This window comes from Mesorhizobium sp. M7A.F.Ce.TU.012.03.2.1 (genome assembly GCF_004006095.1).
Classification (GTDB): domain Bacteria; phylum Pseudomonadota; class Alphaproteobacteria; order Rhizobiales; family Rhizobiaceae; genus Mesorhizobium.
Window position 1 is genome coordinate 3,540,823 of the sequence record NZ_CP034779.1, and the last position, 14,688, is coordinate 3,555,510.

Below are 14,688 nucleotides of genomic sequence, written 5' to 3' on the forward strand. Positions count from 1 at the left end.
GGAGTAGGGGAGTAGGGTGGGTTCGAAGGCATTCCAAACATACTCCCTTATTCCCCTACTCCCTTACTCCCATAAATTCTAATTCCCCAGCGCCAGCTGATCCGTGATCTCAAACCGCTCGGCGTCGCCGATGCGGATCATGTTGAGGCTGCCCTCCCGAGTGAAGCGGAATTTGCTGGGCGCGTCGGAACTGGCCGGCCGGCCGCCGCGGAAGGAAATGACGCGCGTGCCGCCATCGGGCCAGGTGACCGTGACGTCGGCCTTGTCGGCGGTGCGTACGACGTTGACCTTGCAGCGCTCCATTGGCTGGCCGACATAGCGGGCGCAGGGAATCTCGGGATCCGGTGAGACGTCGGGCGCCGCCAGCGCCAGTGCGTACGCATCCTGCATCGCGGCACGGCCGATTTCCGCTGCCGATTTTGGCGTACTTTCGGCTGCCGGACCGGCGCCGCCAAGCCGCGCTGTCAGGTCGGGCGGCGGGACCGGCGCGCTGTTGGCCGAGCCGGTGGCGTGGGATTGATCCGGCGCCGAGGACTGCCCGGTCTCATTGGCGCTGCCGGTGGAGGCAACCACCGGCGCATCGGCCGGTCTTGTCTCGCCTTCGACATAGGGGGCCGGATTGAGGGGGATGAGATAGCGCGCCGGCGCCCAGCCGCTCAGCTTCTCCTTGCCCGTGCTTTCGACCTTGCACCATTTGTAGCCGTTGATGTCGTTGCAGCCGAGATTGGTGACCATGTCGCCGCTGCTCAGCCGCGCCTCGACCGTGGCGACCGGCGATGCCGTGGTGCGGACCTTGAGAAGGTCGTCCGGCGCCAGGCCGGTGACGACGGAGATGACGAGCTCCGGCGCCTCTTGGGCCATCTCTTCAGCCATAGCGGGGGCAATCACCGGCCACGCCGTCATCAACAGCGGAGCCGCAATCAGCGCATGGAGGGTTGTTCGGAGCGTAACTGTGCGCCTCATCGTTTGGCCGTGCGCTGATACCGTGCCGCGGCGGATCGAGCCCGCCGCAAGCCCGGCCGGTTTTATAAGGGACGACGCGGCGCCATGTAAGCCCGAAAATTCGGCTCGCCGTTTCGCCAGCCTCAACCCGGACCGCCGGGCCGTGAGGCAGCTCAGCTGGACGGGCGTGAACGCGCAAGAGCGTTCAGCCGGGCATGAACGCCAGAGCGTTCAGCCGGGCAGGGGCATGAACCCGGTTCTGAGCGCGTGAGCCCATTCCGGCCGGCCCGCCTGTTCGGCCTGTCTGGCGGCCGCCTCATGGTCGTAGTCGACGGCGATGGCCTCGAAGCGGTCGGGCTGGCCGTTGCTGCCCAAGGTGACGATGCCGTAGCGCGCATACGGCGAGCCCTGCTCGGAGACATGCGCCGGCGGTGTGGAATCGTCATAGGCAGGGCAGCCGATGCTGCCCGGATTGAAGATGACGGGACCATCGGGGACGCGGATCAGTTCCGCGCGGTGGCTGTGGCCGCACAGCGCGATGCGGCAAGCCGGGTCGAGCGTCTTCAGCCGCCGCCGGATCGCCGCCAACGGCGCACGCACCAGCTGGCCATTGACGATGGTATCGGCGAGATATTTCTCGTCATGGTCGGGACGGGCGTGGAAAGCGATGATTCCGGGTGCGATCTCCAGCGTCAGCGGCTGGGCGAAAAGCATCTGGCGCTGCGTCTCGGTCAGCCGCGCCTGCGCATAGACGTCGGAGGGCCACATGGTGTCATCAGCGGGGTCGGCGGCGACACGGCGGTCGTGGTTGCCGCGCACCGTCGGCAGGTTCAGCGCCTCCAACCGCGCAAATGTCTCGCGCGGCCAGAGCGGGCCGGAAACGCTGTCACCGAGATTGACGGTCAGGTCGGCGCCGCCGCGCCGGCGAAGGTCATCAAGCACGGCGTCGAGCGCCAGCACATTGCCGTGGATATCGGCGAATACGGCGATGCGCATTTCGGGAAGCTCCTGTGTGACGCCGCTTTTCCTTTTGCCCACGTCCGTGGGGCGAGGAACCCAAGTTCTGCAAGGTCAGGCGTGCACTTCGATGTCGTGGCCGCCAACCGCCGGCAGTGCCGGATCGTCGCCGGCGGCGGCGATGACGCTGTCGAGCAGGCCGGGGAAGCGGGCGTCGAGATCGGCACGGCGCAGTGTGATCATGCGGTTGGTGCCGACCACTTCGGCGCGGGTGACGCCGGCCTCGCGCAATTTGGCCAGGTGGTAGCTCAGATTGGTCTTCGAGCCGAAATCGAGGAACTGGCTGCAGTTCAGCGGCACGCCCTGCTTGCTGGCGAGATAGCTCACGATGGCGAGCCGGGTCGGATCGCCGAGCACGCCAAGCACGATCGGCAGGCTGATCTGGTCCGTATTGGGGTGTGGCAAGGTCATGGCTCGAAACTAAGCACAGTCGGGTCCGATTTCAACGCATCCATCATTGTTGGCCCGCACGCGACCTTTCTCCGTCTGGCGCCGATGCTCCCGACCTGTGCTGACACAGGGCTGTCAGGAAGGTTCAGCTATTTTTCCCTGGCTACATTGACATGATGCCCTATTGTGTCCAATTGTTCAATAACTTTTGAACTAAGGACATCCCGCCATGGACAAGCGCCTTTTCTGGCTCGCGCTCGGATCGTTCACGATCTCGACCGAAGGCTTCGTCATCTCCAGCCTTCTGCCCGACATCGCGGCGGATGCCGGTATCTCCATTCCGCTGGCCGGCACGCTGATCACCGCCTTCGCGCTCGCCTATGCGATCGGCACGCCGATCCTGGCGACGCTGACAGGCGAGTGGGACCGGCGCCGCGTCATCCTGTGGACGCTGGTGTTCTTTGTGCTCGGCAACGTCGCCGCTGCCTTGAGTTCCTCCTTCGAACTGCTGCTGATCGCGCGCATCGTCATGGCGCTGTCGTCGGGCCTGTTCGCCGCAACCGCGCAAGGCACCGCGGTGGCGCTGGTCGATGATCATCACCGGGCGCGTGCCATCGCCGTCGTCGTCGGCGGCACCACGGTGGCCGTTGCCCTGGGGGCGCCACTGGGCGCGCTCGTTGCCACAGTTGCCGGCTGGCGCGGCACCTTCTTTGCCATCGCCGGCCTTGGCGCGCTTGCCGGCGCGATCCTGTGGTACCGGCTGCCGCGGGGCATCGTTGGCACCAGGCTGCCCTTGAAGCGCAGGCTGGCGGCAGCGCTGCGTCCCGGCGTGATGCCGATCCTGTTGACGACAGTGCTGGCGCTGATCGGCGCCTTCACCGTCTTTGCCTATGTCGCGCCGCTTGCCATCGAGGGCGGCGGTCTCAGCCAGATCGCGCTGCCCGGCATGCTGCTCGCCTTCGGCGTCGGCGCCGTCATCGGCAACATTGGCGGCGGCCAGGCTGCCGACCGGTTCGGCGCGACCCGCACCGTCGGCTGGTCGTTGGCGCTGAGTGCCGGCATGCTGGTCCTGCTGTCGGTCATCCCGACCTTTCTGCCGCCGCATATTGCCGGACCGGCGCTGATGGCGATGATGGTGCCGTGGGGCATCGTCGGCTGGGCCTTCCCGCCGGCGCAGGCCAGCCGCATCATCAAGCTGGCGCCCGACGCCGCCCCGATCGTGCTGTCGCTCAACGCCTCGGCGCTCTATCTCGGCGTCGCACTCGGCGCGGTGGTCGGCGGTGCCGTGCTGCGCTACGGCGCGCCGGCCGATCTCGGCTTGGTCGCCGCGATCTTCCCGATCATCGGGCTTGGCATCGTGGTGGCCGGCCGCCGGGCGGCTCGGCCTGTAGAGATGCCTGCCGAGTAATCTCTTTGAAAGCCGTCGGCCGGCTCAGCTGGCCGGCGGCAGATCGAAATCGAGCGCGGCGATGTCATCCAGCGCCGCGCGCAGCTTTTCAGCCTTGTCCCTGCCGACGACATCCTCGAAATGTTGCTGGGCGATCTGCCACAGTTTCATCGCCGCCTCTAGCTTGGCCAACCCTTGGGGCGTCAGCCGCACACGCTTGACGCGGCGGTCCTCCGGATCGGCGAAGGTCTCGACATAGCCGTCGCGGATCAGTGGCTTCAGCGTATGGCCGAGCGCCGACAGGTCCATGATCAGCGACGTGGCGATGGCCCCCATCGCCGGCTCGTCGCCGATATGGATCTGGTAGAGCAGGCCCTGCTGCGTCGCCTTGAGGCCTGATGGCTCCACCACATCATCATAAAACTTGCCGAGCTTGCGCGTCGCGCGGCGCAGCGCGGCGTTGTTGCAGAGCGTGAGGCCGGGCAAGCTGTCCTTTGACATGATGGTCCTTGGCGCCGGCGAATGAGGCCCGGCTGCACCCCTCAAATAATCCCCGTCCGTATCATTGACAAGATAGTGGCATATGCCTACTTCCCAATTAGTGGTATATGCCACTAAATCAATCACGCGGCTTTCGGTAGCGCGGCAGATGCCACGGCGCCGGGTCAGTCGAAACGAACCAGATCAGTCGAAGAAGGAACAGGACAATGAGTGGACAGGGCAACAAGGGCACGGCGGTCGTCACCGGTGCTTCGTCGGGCATCGGCGCGGTCTATGCCGACCGGCTGGCGGGGCAGGGCTACGATCTGGTGCTGGTGGCGCGGCGCGCCGACCGGCTGGAGGAACTGGCCGGGCAGCTGCGCCAGACCTATGGCCGCAAGGTCAGCGTGATCAGCGCCGACCTTTCCAACGACGGCGACGTCCGCCGCGTCGAACAGGCGATCGCCAGCGACGACAGCGTGACGCTGCTGGTCAACAATGCCGGCCTTGGCGGCCAGTCCGTGGTGGCAATCGCCGATGCGGACGCTGCCGAACGCATGATCAAGGTCAATGTCATCGCCCTGACGCGGCTGACCCGTGCCGTGCTGCCGGGGTTTTTGGCGCGCAACAGAGGTGCGGTCGTCAACATCGCCTCCGTGCTCGCCTATGAGACCTCGTTCGGCGGCATCTACAGCGGCACCAAGGCCTATGTCGTCAACTTCACCGAGGCTCTGCACCGCGAGGTGGAGGGTACGGAGGTGAAGGTGCAGGTGGTGCTGCCGGGCGCGACACGGACGGATTTCTGGGAGCTTGCCGGCAGCGATATCGACCAGCTTCCGAAGGAAATCATCATGAGCGCCGACGATATGGTGGATGCGGCCCTTGTCGGCCTTGCCAGGGGTGAAGCCGTCACCGTGCCGGCGCTCGCCGAGCCGGCCAAACTGGACATTTTCCTCGGTGCCCGGCAGGCCTTCTACGGCAGCCTGCACGCCGACAAGCCGGCGGCCCGCTACGCGGCTTGAGGTTGAGCGCAGAGGCTGGTTTGCTTCGCAAACCAGTACCCCCACCCCGCTGCTTCGCAGCGACCCACCCCACAAGGGGGAGGGTTAGGGGCGCGCCAACCCCCTTTTGAGGCTTGCAAAAGGCACGCTCCCCACCTCCCCCTTGTGGGGAGGTCGGACCGAAGGTCCGGGTGGGGGTCTGCGCTGACCTTGCAGGACTTGGCTCCTTCTTCGCAATTCCATGGCCGTCTAAGCCGTCCGCCACATCGGAATGATCGAGGCGGCCAGCACCAGTGCCAGCACGATGTTGAGCGCGCGCCATTGCCATTCGGTCTTGAGCAGCCGCGCCAGCACCATTCCGGCCACGCACCACAGTGAAAGCGAGGCGGCGGCCGCGAGGCCGAAGGTGGCGCCGAGCAGCAGCGCGAGCTGCACCGGTCCGCTGGCCAATGCCGCGAACGAGGCCGCGGCACCTAGACCCATCGCCCAGCCTTTCGGGTTCATCCATTGAATGCCGGCGCCGCCGAGAAAGCTGTTCGGCCTGGCCATGCTCACATCCATATTGGGCGGTCCGCTGCGGCCGATCTTGATCGCCAGCCAGACGAGATAGAGCGAGCCGACGACCTTCATGGCCAGTTGCAGCGAAGGCACGGCAAGCAGCAGACCGGCAAGCCCGGCGGCAGCGGCACCCGTGACGGTGGCGAGGCCGGCGGCGCTGCCGACCAGCAGGGGCACGGAACGGCGAAAGCCGAACTGCGCGCCGGACGCCGTAGACAGGGTCGTGGCGATGCCGGGCGTGGTGGTGGCGACGATGGCAAAAAGGATGAGCGGGAGAATGGGCTCGAGCATGCGGCGTCCTCTGTCAGAGGGCTGCGATCGTAGCTGCGTGCGAACTTCAGTAAATGCAATGTTTGCCATGGTCAGCATTAGGATAGATAATGCCACCCATGATCCGAAATCTCGACATGGCGCTGATCCGCACCTTCATCACCGTCGCCGACAAGGCCAGCATGACGGCGGCGGCCAATGCGCTGCACCTGACGCAAGGTGCTGTCAGCCAGCAGGTCAAGCGGCTGGAGGAGGCGCTCGGCTCCAGCCTGTTTACGCGCGACCGGCGCGGCTTGCGGCTGACGCGCACCGGTGAACAGCTGTTCGGCAGGGGCAAGCGGTTGCTGGCCTTGAATGACGAGATCTGGGCCGAGATGGCTGGGACATCGGTGGCCGGCCAGGTGCGGCTGGGCGTGCCCTACGACCTTGTCGGCACCTTGCTGGCGCCGGTGCTGAAGACCTATGCCGAGACCTATCCGCAGATCGAGATATCGCTGGTCTGCGCCTCGTCGCCGGAGCTGACGGCTGCCCTTGCGGCCGGGACCATCGACCTTGCGGTGATCGAGGAACGCGTCGGCCCGTCGGCCGGTGAGTGCCTTGCCATCGACCGGCTGGTCTGGGTCGGTGCCAAGGGCGGCATTGCCCGCGCCAAGCGGCCGCTGCCGGTTTCGATCGTCGCCGACACCTGCGCCTTCCGCCCGGCGGTGCTGGCGGCGCTCGGTGAGCACGGGCTGGAGTGGCGCACCGTGTTCGAAAACGGCAACATCGACGCGACGACGGCGACGGTGCGGTCGGACCTCGCCGTCACCGCCTGGCTAGCCTCCACCGTGCCGGCGGATCTCGACATATTTCCAGCGGAGTCCGGCCTGCCGCCGCTGCCGAATTTTGCCATCAATCTGCATCTGCCGAGGCACGGTGTCGGGCCGGCGGCGCAGGAATTCGCGCGGCACATCCGCGATGGCCTGGCGCGGCGGCCGGTGGCGGCTTGAGAGACTTCTCAGAACTTGGGTTCCTCTACCCCGTTCCTCTCCCCCCTCCGGAGGGAGAGGAAAGCACGCCTGTCCGAACCCGATAGATAGGTAACAGAATGGACTGATTAGATGGGTGACAGTTTTCTTGTCCGCCGGGAGGACCGGCGATGGTTTGGCGAGAGACTGGCATCATGGATGGCGCCAACCCAACCGCTTGGCGCTGCCGCGAACCCATCATAAGGGGGAAAACTGTTACCTATGTATCCGGTTCAAACTGTTACCCATCTATCGGCTGGACACGCCAAGGCCGTCCTGCTACTTCCAGTTCCTGCGCCGTTCGAGCTCGGCCTCGGATGCTTCTCCTGTGACAAACGAGCCGACCTTGATCTCGCCTGATCGTTCGTAGGTCGCCATGATGACGCCTGTGCTGGTTGCCTGCGACTTGATGAGCTTGAAGGCGGCCGGCATCGCGCTGTCGCCGAACAACCGCTTGCCCTTGCCCAGCAACAGCGGGAAGATCATCAATCGGATTTCGTCGATCAGCCCGTTGGCGAGCAAGGTCTGGATCAGATCGCCAGATCCCTGGATGAGCAGGTCAGGTCCATCCTCCTGCTTGAGGCGGCGCAACGTCGCGACGATATCGGGTCCGAGCGCTTGCGTGTTCTGCCAGGTGAGGGTGTCAGGCCGATGCGTCGCCACATATTTGGTCGCGGGGTTGAAGGCATCCGCGATCGGATCCTTCTGATACGGCCAGTAGGCGGCGAAGATGTCGTAGGTTCTGCGGCCGAGCAGCAGGGCGAAAGGCTTGGAGAACAGTTCATCCATCGCCGCGCCCCCCGCCTCGTCAAAGTAATGGAAGGTCCAGCCGCCGAACTTGAAGCCGCCGACCGGATCCTCTTGCGGGCCGCCGGGCGCCTGCATGACGCCGTCGAGGCTGACGAATGTCGCAGAGATGATCTTTCTCATTCCAATGCTCCCGCTCTTCGGTCCACGCCGTCGTGGCCGGACTTCAGCCCAAGGACGGGCGACGAGCCACCGGTCCGACAGGACATATGAAATTTTGGCAAACCACCATCATTTGCGAGGCCCGGGATGGAGATCTTCCGACGAGAACCAGACATCGCCCGATATGGCGGTGGCGGTGTCGTCCGGCGCCTTGTCCTGGACCAGCCAGATCGAGCGGCTGCGCGCGGCCTGCTCGCGGGTCGGGATCCTCGACGCTGAGTCTGCGAGCGAGGCGCCGACGCAGGGAATGAACCACGATCGCATGAACGGATCGCAGGCGAAGCCTTTTTCGGTGCGGATCACCATCACCGCCAGCGGGACGCGCTCGGCCGGGCGCCAGGGGAAGATCATGCGGCCGCCGGGCCGCAGCGCCTTCAGCCACCCTGCTGGTGGCGCTGCGACGCCAGCATTGACGTAGATGATGTCGGATGGCGGCAGGGGCGTCGTCACCGCATCGCCATGGACGACCGTTGCATTGCCATGTGCTTCGAGATTTTTGCGCGCCAGATCGGCCAGCTTTTCGTCGAGTTCGAAGCCGGTGACGGTGCCGCCTGGTAAAACCAGCCTGGCCAGCACGGCGGTGTAGTAGCCGGTGCCGGCGCCGATATGAGTGACGGCCTCGCCAGGTTTAGCCGCAAGCTTTCCGATCCACATGGCATGCAGGAAGGGCTCGCCATTGTTGATGCCCTTGTCGTCGTCGAGCGTCACCAGCACGTTCTGGTAGACATGGGCCGGGTCGGCGCTCGGCGTCGTGACCTTGCCGTTGCCGGCGATGACCGTCCACGGACCGGGACCGAGAAACGCTTCGCGCGGCACCTCGGCGAAAGCCGCTTCCAGGCGTGGATCGGGCGAGCCGGCATGGGCGACCAGCAGCCGCGCGTAGAATTTCCTGATGTCTTCGATCCCGGCCATGCTGCGGGACAACATAGCGCGGATTGTCGATTTGTCGCGAGACTACCCTTTGCGCACGGTAGTTGATTTTCGAAGCGGAGCTTAGCCGATGCCGAAGATGGTGTCGTAGAGCAGCTTGAAGTTGAGCCCCAGGATCACCGCGGCGACTACCCAGGCAAGGGCGGCGACGCCGCGCGGAATGGCGAGATTGCCCATCTTCTTTTTGTCGGAGACGAACTGCACCAGCGGGACGACCGCGAAAGGCAACTGCATCGACAGGATCACCTGGCTGAACACCAGCAACTGGCCGGTGCCCTTTTCGCCATAGAGCGCGGTGACGACCACCACCGGGATGATGGCGAGGCCGCGCGTCAAGAGCCGGCGTGCCCAGTTGGGGATGCGCAGGCGCAGGAAACCCTCCATGACGATCTGGCCGGCAAGCGTTGCCGTCACCGTCGAGTTCAGGCCGGACGCCAGCAGCGCCACCGCGAACAGGATCGAGGCGATGCTCAAGCCAAGCAGCGGCGACAGCAGCTCGAATGCCTGGCCGATCTCGGCGACATCCTGGTGGCCGGTGTTGTGGAAGGCGACCGCCGACACGATCAGGATGGCGGCATTGACGAACAGCGCCAGCATCAGGGCGATGGTCGAGTCCGTCGTTGCCCATTTGATGGCGTCGCGCTTGCCTTTGTCGGTGCGCTCATAGGCACGGGTCTGCACGATAGAGGAGTGCAGATAGAGATTATGCGGCATGACGGTGGCGCCGATGATGCCGATGGCGATGTAGAGCATCTCCGGGTTGGTGACGATCTGCGACGACGGCACGAACATGGCATGCAGGATCGAGCCTGCCGGCGGGGCGGCGACAAAGATCTGGATGGCGAAGCAGCTGAAGATGATGATCAGCAGCGCGATGACGAAAGCTTCGAGATAGCGGAAGCCCTTGTTCATCAGCAGCAGCACGAGGAAGGCGTCGAGCGCCGTCAGCATGGCGCCGCTGATAAGCGGAATGCCGAACAGGAGTTGCAGCGCGATCGCGGTGCCGATGACTTCGGCCAGGTCGCAGGCGATGATGGCCAGTTCGCAGGCGATCCACAGCACGAAATTGACCGGACGGGGATAGTAGGCGCGGCAGGCCTGGGCGAGGTCGCGGCCGGTGGCGATGCCGAGCCGTGCCGCCAACGCCTGCAGCAGGATCGCCATCAGGTTGGACAGCATGATGATGAACAGCAGCGTGTAGCCGAACTGCGCGCCGCCGGCGAGATCGGTCGCCCAGTTGCCCGGATCCATATAGCCGACCGAGACCATGTAACCGGGACCCATGAAGGCGAACAGGCGGCGGAACCAGACCCCCGAACTCGGAACGGCGATGGAGGAATTGACTTCACGCAGGCTGGGCTGCTCGTCCTCGTCGGGCCTGGCGAACCGCCATGAGGAACGGGAGGCTGTGGCTTCGGCTTCGGACATGGGGGAGGGCTTTCCGGGAGACTGGGCGATGTTCCCTAAGCTATGCCATGGCTCAACATTATGCAATATGCTATATTTCATTGTCGTTGCTTTTCATCCGGCCGGCGGTCATCGGGTGGAAACGGCAATCGGAAGCGCTGGTTGCACCTGTGGCGCAATGCAAATAAACGGCCTGAAGAATCAGAGCCCGTGCTATGAAAGCATGGATGGCAAATAGTCCTGGGAGGAGCGCGTATTGGCGCTGAAGAACAGACCGGTCCCGCGCGAGCCGCTGCTTGACGCCGAAATTCATTCGGAGGGCTTCCGGCAGCAGCGCGAAGCGCGCCGCAGCGCGCTGGTCGAGGATTATGTCGAGCTGATCGCCGACCTGATCGAAGACGGCAACGAGGCGCGCCAGGTGGACATCGCCGCACGCCTGGGCGTCGCCCAGCCGACAGTGGCCAAGATGCTGACCAGGCTGTGCGCCGACGGCCTGGTGTCGAGAAAGCCCTATCGCGGCGTGTTCCTGACCGATGCCGGCCGCAAGGTCGCGGAGCAAAGCCGCATCCGCCATCAGACGGTGGAAGCCTTTTTGCGCTCGCTTGGTGTCAGCGCCGAGACGGCGCGCATCGACGCCGAAGGCATCGAGCACCATGTCAGCGCCGAGACGCTGGAAGCTTTCCGCAAGGCGATGACGGCGCGCTGAGCCGCCAGATTTCCGGCGCTGCCGGAACCGTCGCACGCCGGGCACGTTGCTCCCGACAGCGCGCGTTTTGTCGCGCGAACGGAGGAAGCGATGGGCATCGAACAAGCACCGACCGCAAAGGGCAAGCAGGCGGCCGCGGGACTGAAACAGGCGGCGGCGAGGGACGAGCGCAAGACCGAGGCGGAAACCGGCCGTCCGCTTAAAAAGGGCGCGGCGCGTTTCGAGGAACGGTCGAAGAGCTCTGACGGCAAGAGCGCCGGCGCCAAACAGGAAGATTAGGCGTCTGACGTGATTGGCTGCAGGCCAAGGCCGCTGTTGGACGTGGTTTACGTCCTTTCTTGCGGCAGTGTCTATCGCCCTCCGCTATGGCTGCGGGCGTTCGAGCCTTTTGAAAGGTCCAGTGGACCTTTCAATTTGCCTGCGGCAAACCGTTCCCTCACTCCCTGACATCCTGCACCCAGCTGCGCGGGTGGCCGTCGACGCGGAACTGGAAGATGAAATAGGGCGGGATGCAGGTGCCTTTGCCGGCTTTTGCCTGCACCAGATCGTCATAGCCTGCGGTGCAGATATAGTCCTCGCGGCAGGGATGCGCCTTGTCGCAGGCGCGCAGGCCGGCGGTCTTGGTGAATTCCTTCGTGCAGAATTTGTGGTCCTTGCCCGACGCGATGCAGTCGTTGAAGCCGGTCTTGGCCAGACGTCCGCACGTCGCCTCGCCGGGAAGCTTGTCGCAGCTCGCCTTGCGCAGCATGCCACCGGGAAAGCCGCCGGTCTTCTGCTGCGGATTGTCGTAGCGCTGGCGCGCCGCGCCATAGCCGGCGAGCTTGACCGGCGGCTTCTTGTCCCGCGCCGGGTCGATGGCGCAGGCCTTGGCGGTGGCCGGGGAGAGGCGGCAATACTGGTCGTTGCCCCAGGTCGACATCTTGATCTCGCCGAACTCGACCGGGTCGCCGACGGCCGTGCCGGCCTCGCTGACGCAGGTGCCGAAGCCCGGATGGATGGCGCTTTCATGGACGCCAGCGCAGCGCAGGCCGGTGCCGCAGGTCCAGTCCTTGAAACTTGGGTCCTCGCCGCGATAGCAGATCGAGCCCCAGCCATTGTAGAGGTCGGTGCCTTTCAGCGCCTCGGCATATCTGGCGTCCGGACGGGCGGCGAAGCCGCGCGTAAAGTCCGGGTGACTGCCGGCGGCGAACTGCTCGACGATGGCGCGGCGGCGCGGCAGGTCGGCGAAGAACACAGCCGAGCCCGGCACGAAGACGGCGTTGCGGCGCGGCTCGCTGGCCGGATCGGCGCCGGTGTAATGAAAGCCGGCAATGCCATGCGTCTGATGGCAACCGGTGCAGCTCATCTCGTTGAGCCGCAATTTGAAGCCGGCCGCCGACTTGATGGTGGCGAGCGTATTGCCCCTGGCGACGTAGTCCTTCAGCGCCTTGTCGATGTCGGCGTCGTCGACCAGCCCGTAGACGATGTTGTTCTGCGACCGGCTGAGGCCGCCGGGTGCGACGGAGACGGCGCTCCTGGCCAGGAATTTTTCATCGATGACCAGCCGGCCATGGTCGAGGTCGTAGATGTTGCGGTCGGTGAGCAGCCATTTGGCGAAAGACGGCTTGTCGGCCAGCACGGTGGCGCGGTCGATCTGGTTTTCCATCTTCGCTTCATAGAAGCTGGACGTCGCCGGATCCCATTTGAAGATCTTCAGGAGGTATTCGGCATGACCGCCGAAATCGCGCCGCGTCGAGGCAGACAGGCGCAGCACCTGCATGTTGAGTTCGAGTCGCATGATCTGCGACGAATTGAGCATGGCGCCCGACAGCGGCCCCTCGTCGGAGCGCAGCCAGGCGGCAAGCTGGTCGGGTGGCAGGTCTTTCTTTCCGGCTGCCAGCCAGCGCTGGGCAACATCGGCGCAGGACCCGTCGGTGGCGCTTGGCAGGTCCTTGGAGGCGCGCGCTTGTGCCTGCCTGGGTTTGGCGTTGAACACCAGGCTCATGGTCAGCGGCAGCCGCGAGGAAATGCGCTGGCCTCCCTTTCCCTTCACCGGCTTTTCAGCAATCGAATAGTGGAAGCGATAGATCAGCCGGATCTCGCCGCATTCAGTGTGGCCGAGATAGCCGCGGTCCATGCGGTTGACGACGCCGGTGAGGTCCAGCGTCGAGCCGTCGTCGTCGATGTATTTTGGATTGAATTTCTGGCTGGTGTCCTTCGATCTGGCCATGTCGGCGACATAGGGGTCCGGACTGGTCTTCGGCTCGTCGGCGATCTGCTGCTTGACTGTGTCGCGCACCGTCGCCAAAGCCGGTACCGAGAACAGACCGCGATTGTCGACCTCGCGGGTCAGGCCGAGCGCTGGCCCCAGCAGGCGGCTGATCGACAGTCCGCCACGCTCCAATGCCTGCAAGGTGGCGGGGTCGGTGACGGCAACGCTGGAATCGAGCGTCACCGCGCCGGCTACCGGCGTGCCGAGGCAAAACAACGCCGCAATCAGCGACAGGAACGAACCGATCGTCTTCAAGCCCAATACATCCCCCATCCACGAGCAATGCTACAGGCCTTGCGCACTCTCGGCCAGAGCGGTGAGGCCGTCATGCCAGAACCGCCGCGGTCTGGAAAAATGCTGTGACTTGGAGCAACCATTGAGATAGTTGTTTGTTGGGTTGAGCCCCGCAACAACGGGGAAGTTTGCAGCGCGAGGAGTTGCCATGCTCTGGAGAGGCCGTCGTCAGAGTGACAATATCGAGGACGACCGCAGCGGCGGTGGCGGGCTCGGCGGCGGCGGTGGCCAGTTCCGCATTCCGATCGGCGGTCGCACCGGTGGCGGCGGCAGCATCTTCCTCGTCATCCTGGTGGTGCTGGCCGGATGGTATTTCGGCTTCGATCCGTCGACGATCCTGGGTGGCGGCGGCGGCGGACTGGCGCCGGGCGGCGGCGGTCAGATCACCGAGAACAGCGGCCAGGACAGCGGTGCCACACCTGCCAATGACGAGATGAAGCAGTTCGTGGCGACCGTGCTGGCCGAGACCGAGGACACCTGGTCCGGCATCTTCAAATCTCAGGGCCTGACCTACGAGGATCCGAAGCTGGTGCTGTTTTCCGGCCAGGTCCGCTCGGCCTGCGGCTTTGCTTCAGCGGCGGCCGGACCGTTCTATTGTCCCGGCGACCACAAGGTCTATCTCGACATGACCTTCTTCCAGCAGCTCGACCAGCAGTTCGGCGCCTCGGGCGAATTCGCCCGCGCCTATGTGATTGCGCATGAGGTCGGCCACCACGTGCAGAACCTAGCCGGCATCATGTCCAAGTTCAACCAGATGCGGCAAAGCATGGGTGAGGTCGAAGCCAACCAGATGTCGGTGCGAATCGAGCTTCAGGCCGACTGCTTTGCCGGCGTGTGGGCGCATTACACCGGGCAGAAAGGCATATTGGAGCAGGGCGACATGGAGAGCGCGCTGAACGCCGCCAAGCAGATCGGCGACGACACGCTGCAGAAGAAGACGCAAGGCTATGTCGTGCCGGAAAGCTTCAACCATGGCACCTCGCAGCAGCGGCAGACCTGGCTGGCGCGTGGTTACAAGAGCGGCAAGCTGTCGGAGTGCAACACGCTGAGTGGGCCGATCTGACCAGGCCGTTTTCGAG

At 64.8% G+C, this 14,688-nt stretch carries 15 protein-coding genes; 6 read left to right on the top strand and 9 right to left on the bottom strand.

The window, feature by feature from the left end:
- Nucleotides 1–78 precede the first annotated feature (78 nt).
- From EJ079_RS17170 to EJ079_RS17180, 3 genes are all read right to left on the bottom strand, one after another.
- Complete coding sequence (locus EJ079_RS17170) at nt 79–873, bottom strand: SH3 domain-containing protein (RefSeq protein WP_348629715.1); 795 nt, start codon at nt 871–873, stop codon at nt 79–81.
- A 300-nt stretch (nt 874–1,173) separates the two neighbouring features.
- Entirely contained in the window at nt 1,174–1,938 is a 765-nt protein-coding gene (locus tag EJ079_RS17175) for a metallophosphoesterase family protein (RefSeq protein WP_127809596.1), read from the bottom strand.
- A 75-nt stretch (nt 1,939–2,013) separates the two neighbouring features.
- Nucleotides 2,014–2,370, bottom strand: a complete 357-nt coding sequence (locus EJ079_RS17180; RefSeq protein ID WP_127809597.1) for a helix-turn-helix transcriptional regulator — start codon at nt 2,368–2,370, stop codon at nt 2,014–2,016.
- A 208-nt stretch (nt 2,371–2,578) separates the two neighbouring features.
- On the opposite strand from EJ079_RS17180, the gene EJ079_RS17185 reads away from it, so the two are divergent.
- Nucleotides 2,579–3,757 carry an MFS transporter gene (locus tag EJ079_RS17185; protein ID WP_127383298.1) on the top strand — a complete coding sequence of 393 codons (1,179 nt, stop codon included), beginning with the start codon at nt 2,579–2,581 and terminating at the stop codon, nt 3,755–3,757.
- 24 nt (nt 3,758–3,781) lie between these two features.
- On the opposite strand, the gene EJ079_RS17190 is transcribed toward EJ079_RS17185, so the two are convergent.
- Nucleotides 3,782–4,237, bottom strand: coding sequence for a MarR family winged helix-turn-helix transcriptional regulator (locus tag EJ079_RS17190; protein WP_127809598.1), 456 nt, complete (start codon nt 4,235–4,237; stop codon nt 3,782–3,784).
- A gap of 206 nt (nt 4,238–4,443) precedes the next feature.
- Between EJ079_RS17190 and EJ079_RS17195 the strand changes: the two genes are divergently transcribed.
- Nucleotides 4,444–5,238 (top strand): SDR family oxidoreductase, encoded by a 795-nt coding sequence (locus tag EJ079_RS17195; protein WP_127809599.1) that lies wholly within the window; start codon nt 4,444–4,446, stop codon nt 5,236–5,238.
- 228 nt (nt 5,239–5,466) lie between these two features.
- Here the strand turns inward: EJ079_RS17195 and EJ079_RS17200 are convergent, their stop codons facing one another.
- Nucleotides 5,467–6,066 (bottom strand): LysE family translocator, encoded by a 600-nt coding sequence (locus tag EJ079_RS17200; protein ID WP_127398105.1) that lies wholly within the window; start codon nt 6,064–6,066, stop codon nt 5,467–5,469.
- Nucleotides 6,067–6,164: 98 nt separating this feature from the next.
- Between EJ079_RS17200 and EJ079_RS17205 the strand changes: the two genes are divergently transcribed.
- Nucleotides 6,165–7,034, top strand: coding sequence for a LysR substrate-binding domain-containing protein (locus EJ079_RS17205; RefSeq protein ID WP_127811350.1), 870 nt, complete (start codon nt 6,165–6,167; stop codon nt 7,032–7,034).
- Nucleotides 7,035–7,331: 297 nt separating this feature from the next.
- Here EJ079_RS17205 and EJ079_RS17210 read toward each other — a convergent pair whose 3' ends face one another.
- From EJ079_RS17210 to EJ079_RS17220, 3 genes are all read right to left on the bottom strand, one after another.
- Nucleotides 7,332–7,982 (bottom strand): dihydrofolate reductase family protein, encoded by a 651-nt coding sequence (locus tag EJ079_RS17210; protein WP_127809600.1) that lies wholly within the window; start codon nt 7,980–7,982, stop codon nt 7,332–7,334.
- 108 nt (nt 7,983–8,090) lie between these two features.
- Nucleotides 8,091–8,933 carry a protein-L-isoaspartate O-methyltransferase gene (locus EJ079_RS17215; RefSeq protein WP_164873807.1) on the bottom strand — a complete coding sequence of 281 codons (843 nt, stop codon included), beginning with the start codon at nt 8,931–8,933 and terminating at the stop codon, nt 8,091–8,093.
- An 81-nt stretch (nt 8,934–9,014) separates the two neighbouring features.
- Entirely contained in the window at nt 9,015–10,379 is a 1,365-nt protein-coding gene (locus tag EJ079_RS17220) for an Nramp family divalent metal transporter (RefSeq protein ID WP_127809602.1), read from the bottom strand.
- A 235-nt stretch (nt 10,380–10,614) separates the two neighbouring features.
- Here EJ079_RS17220 and mntR point away from each other — a divergent pair, with 235 nt between their 5' ends.
- Both mntR and EJ079_RS17230 read left to right on the top strand, forming a co-directional pair.
- On the top strand, nt 10,615–11,064 hold the full coding sequence (gene mntR, locus EJ079_RS17225) for a manganese-binding transcriptional regulator MntR (RefSeq protein WP_127271216.1): 450 nt from the start codon (nt 10,615–10,617) through the stop codon (nt 11,062–11,064).
- Between the two features lie 90 nt (nt 11,065–11,154).
- Entirely contained in the window at nt 11,155–11,343 is a 189-nt protein-coding gene (locus EJ079_RS17230; RefSeq protein WP_127321885.1) for a hypothetical protein, read from the top strand.
- Nucleotides 11,344–11,500: 157 nt separating this feature from the next.
- On the opposite strand, the gene EJ079_RS17235 is transcribed toward EJ079_RS17230, so the two are convergent.
- Nucleotides 11,501–13,570 (bottom strand): hypothetical protein, encoded by a 2,070-nt coding sequence (locus EJ079_RS17235; RefSeq protein ID WP_245481684.1) that lies wholly within the window; start codon nt 13,568–13,570, stop codon nt 11,501–11,503.
- A 187-nt stretch (nt 13,571–13,757) separates the two neighbouring features.
- Between EJ079_RS17235 and EJ079_RS17240 the strand changes: the two genes are divergently transcribed.
- Nucleotides 13,758–14,672: a neutral zinc metallopeptidase gene (locus EJ079_RS17240; RefSeq protein WP_127809604.1), complete on the top strand. Its 915-nt coding sequence runs from the start codon at nt 13,758–13,760 to the stop codon at nt 14,670–14,672.
- The last annotated feature ends 16 nt before the right edge of the window (nt 14,673–14,688 follow it).